This window comes from Mesorhizobium sp. M7A.F.Ca.ET.027.02.1.1 (assembly GCF_004022985.1).
In the GTDB taxonomy this organism is placed as follows: domain Bacteria; phylum Pseudomonadota; class Alphaproteobacteria; order Rhizobiales; family Rhizobiaceae; genus Mesorhizobium.
The window spans coordinates 1-3,105 of record NZ_RZOL01000554.1 but is presented as its reverse complement, the minus strand read 5'-3'; the positions used below and the strand labels follow the sequence as shown (position 1 = coordinate 3,105).

The following is a 3,105-nucleotide window of genomic DNA, read 5'->3' as shown; positions in this document are numbered from 1 at the left end:
GCCATTCGATGGTCGGCGCCATTGCCGAACCGATGCCGCCAACCATGAACAGCGCAAGGCCGCCATAAAGCGGCAGCTTGCGGCCGACCATGTCGGAGATCGGCCCGACGACGATCTGGCCAAAACCCATCGACAGGAAGAAGATCAACAGGCTCATTTGCACGGCAGCGGTGCTGGCATGCAGATCCGCGCCGATCGACGGCAGCGCGGGCAGATACATGTCGATGGCGAACGGGCCGATGGCGGACAACAAGCCGAGCACGACCGCGATGCGGAGGAATTTGGGACTCATGATAAAGGCTTCTTTCAAATCTGGTTGCCGCCGCAGGCGACGTCTAACCTAGGACGTTCCATCCCGTGAGATTCCGACACCTCAAGAGCGAATTCCATTCGTCTCTCTCGCGCGAAATCTCTTTATCCTGTGTCCACAAATTTAGACACTCTTGTCTAAATCGTCAATCACCCCTATATAGTTTTTTATGAAGCTGCACGTTTCTCCTGACATTTTCCCGCCACGCGGCCATGAGGCCAAGCGCCTCTCGATCGTCGACTCCGCCGCCACCGTGTTTTGCCGCGAAGGTTTCGCCGGCGCCAACATCGATCTGATCGCGGCCGAAGCCGGCGTTTCGCGTCAGACGATCTACAACCATCATGGCGACAAGGAGAGACTGTTCGTCGCTGTGGTCCGCGACCTCACCGAACGCTGCAATGCCGGCATCTTCGCCACCATTGCCACCTTCCCCGACCAGCCGGGGGATCTCGAAGCCGACCTGATCGGCTTTGCCGTGCGCCTGAACCAGAACTGCATCTGCAACCGCGACGGAAAATTCCTGCGCAAGCTGATCCAGACCGAAGGCGAGCGCTATCCCGAACTGTTTGCCGAATGGCGCGAACAGGGTCCGGGCAGGACATGGCCGGCAATCGCGGCCCGCTTCGCCCGCCTCGCCTATGGCGGCTATCTCACGATCGAGGATCCCGACGTGGCGGCACGTCAGTTCCTCGGTCTCGTCAATGCCGAACTGCAGACCACCTTCATGCTTGGCGGCTCGCCGCGCGAGGACGAGGTGCTGCAATCCGCGACCAATGGCGTGCGCACCTTCCTGCGCGCCTTCGGCAAGCGCCGGTCCGCGGCATCGTCCGAAAAGCAAAGCGCGCTCGCCAGCGCCTGAGCGATCAAATCGCTGGCAATAGTCTTCGCTTCCGCGCGCGGGTGATCTATATGCGGTTTACGCCGCCCTCAAGCTTGATTACAGCTATGCGGACGATTCAACGGAACCCGACCGCCACATGGCCGACGACCACATCCGCTACGACATTCTGGCCCAGGAGGCGTTGCGCGGCGTCATGCGCAAGGTCCTGGCCGAGGTCGCGCGCACCGGCCTCCCGGGCAACCACCACTTCTTCATCACCTTCCTGACCGGCGCGCCGGGCGTACGCGTGTCTTCGCGGCTGCGCGAGCGCTATCCCGAGCAGATGACCATCGTCATCCAGTTCCAGTATTGGGACCTGAAGGTGACCGACACCGGCTTCGAGGTCGGCCTGTCCTTTTCCGATGTGCCGGAAAAACTCGAAATCCCGTTCTCGGCCGTGCGCGGCTTCTATGATCCCTCGGTCAATTTTGAGCTCGAATTCGACGTCAAGACGGATGGCGCGGCAGCCGAGGAACCGGCTGCGCCAACTCCGGAGCCGTTGACCATCGTCTCCGAGAAAAAGCCGAAGGCCGAGAAGAAGGCCGCCGCCGAGGCGGAGAAGAAGCCCGCTGCCGCGGACGCCGCCACCAAGGGCGCCGAAGTGGTTTCGCTCGACGCCTTCCGCAAGAAATAGGCCGACGGCATGGCCGAGATCGTCAATCTCCGCCAGGCCCGCAAGCAGAAGGCGCGGGACGAAAAGCTGCGCGCCGCCGAACAGAATCGCGCGCTGCACGGCCGCTCCAAGGCCGAAAAAGAACGCGACCGCATCGCCGCCGACAAGAGCGAAAAATTCGTTGCCGGGCATCGTCGTGAAAAGCCCGGCGACCCCGACCGTCAATGAGCCCGGTCGAAAAGCGTTCTGTGACCATTCGCGGTCACCGCACCAGCTACTCGCTCGAAAAACCCTTCTATGACGACCTCGTCGCGATCGCGGCGACCAGAAAGCTGACGCTTGCCGCGCTTGTTGCCGAAGTCGACGAGACAAGGCCCCGCGACACCAACCTGTCCTCTGCGTTGAGGCTCCATGTCCTGGAGTGGGCGAAGCGCGGAACGGATTTCTAGAGGCCTTCGACCGCCGCTTCCTTCTTCCTGCGTCTGGTGCCGAAGCCAAGCAAGGTCGAACGCTCGCGCTCCTCGGCCTGTTTCCTGGACCGCACGCGCATCAAATCCTTCCAGCCGACATAGCCGACCAGCAAGGAGCCTTCGCGAGTGACGACGGGCAGATGAGAGACGTTGGCCGTCAGCAGCTTGTCGGAGAGGCCTTCGAGATATTCGTCCGGATAGGCCAGCGTCACCTTGCTGCCGGCCAGCAGTTCGCCAAGCGTGGTGGTGCGGTGCGTGCCGGCGCGTCTCCAGCGCAATATAGCCGGCGGATCGATGAGGCCCAGCACATGGCCGTGCTCATCGACCACCGGGAAACTCGGATGCCGTGTTTCCGGCGCTGTCAGGAATGCCGCAGCGCCATGCAGCGTCATCGTCGCCGGCACGCTTTCAACCTGTGAGGTCATCACCTCGCGCACCCTGGTCAGGGCGAAAGGGTCGACGCGGTATTCGCGAACCAGATGATGTCCCCTTCTGGCGATCTTTTCGGTCAGGATCGACCGCTTCATCAGAAGCACGGTGACGGCGTGCGCCGCAGCGCAGGCAGCAATCAGCGGCACCAGCATATGTGTGTTGCCGGTCAGTTCGACGGCGAAAAACGTGGCGGTCAGCGGCGCACGCATCGTGCCGCCCATCGTGGCGGCCATCGCCAGCAGCGCCCAGAAACCGGGATCCGCGGCAGGCAGAACGCCGGCGAGCACAGCGCCCATAGCCCCGCCCATGATCAACAGCGGCGCCAGCACACCTCCCGACGTTCCCGAGCCGAGCGCTACCGACCAGATGATCGCCTTCACCACCAGCAGCAGGAGGGCCG

The 3,105-nt window shown here is 62.6% G+C and carries 6 protein-coding genes; 4 read left to right on the top strand and 2 right to left on the bottom strand.

What is annotated here, in order from left to right:
* A partial coding sequence (locus EN749_RS33230) for an MFS transporter (RefSeq protein WP_128364751.1) occupies positions 1-292 on the bottom strand: 292 nt, incomplete at its 3' end.
* A gap of 187 nt (positions 293-479) precedes the next feature.
* On the opposite strand from EN749_RS33230, the gene EN749_RS33225 reads away from it, so the two are divergent.
* The 4 genes from EN749_RS33225 to EN749_RS33210 all read left to right on the top strand — a co-directional run bounded on the left by EN749_RS33225 (position 480) and on the right by EN749_RS33210 (position 2,252).
* Positions 480-1,169 (top strand): TetR/AcrR family transcriptional regulator, encoded by a 690-nt coding sequence (locus tag EN749_RS33225; protein ID WP_127396238.1) that lies wholly within the window; start codon positions 480-482, stop codon positions 1,167-1,169.
* 118 nt (positions 1,170-1,287) lie between these two features.
* Positions 1,288-1,824, top strand: a complete 537-nt coding sequence (locus tag EN749_RS33220) for an SspB family protein (RefSeq protein ID WP_027160604.1) — start codon at positions 1,288-1,290, stop codon at positions 1,822-1,824.
* A gap of 9 nt (positions 1,825-1,833) precedes the next feature.
* On the top strand, positions 1,834-2,031 hold the full coding sequence (locus EN749_RS33215; protein ID WP_127396239.1) for a DUF4169 family protein: 198 nt from the start codon (positions 1,834-1,836) through the stop codon (positions 2,029-2,031).
* The gene (locus tag EN749_RS33210; protein ID WP_127328907.1) at positions 2,028-2,252 is read left to right on the top strand and encodes a ribbon-helix-helix domain-containing protein; all 225 of its coding nucleotides are present in this window, start codon (positions 2,028-2,030) and stop codon (positions 2,250-2,252) included. Before EN749_RS33215 ends, EN749_RS33210 begins: the two co-directional genes overlap by 4 nt.
* On the opposite strand, the gene EN749_RS33205 is transcribed toward EN749_RS33210, so the two are convergent.
* A partial coding sequence (locus tag EN749_RS33205) for a chloride channel protein (protein WP_145991115.1) occupies positions 2,249-3,105 on the bottom strand: 857 nt, incomplete at its 5' end. The genes EN749_RS33210 and EN749_RS33205 overlap by 4 nt on opposite strands.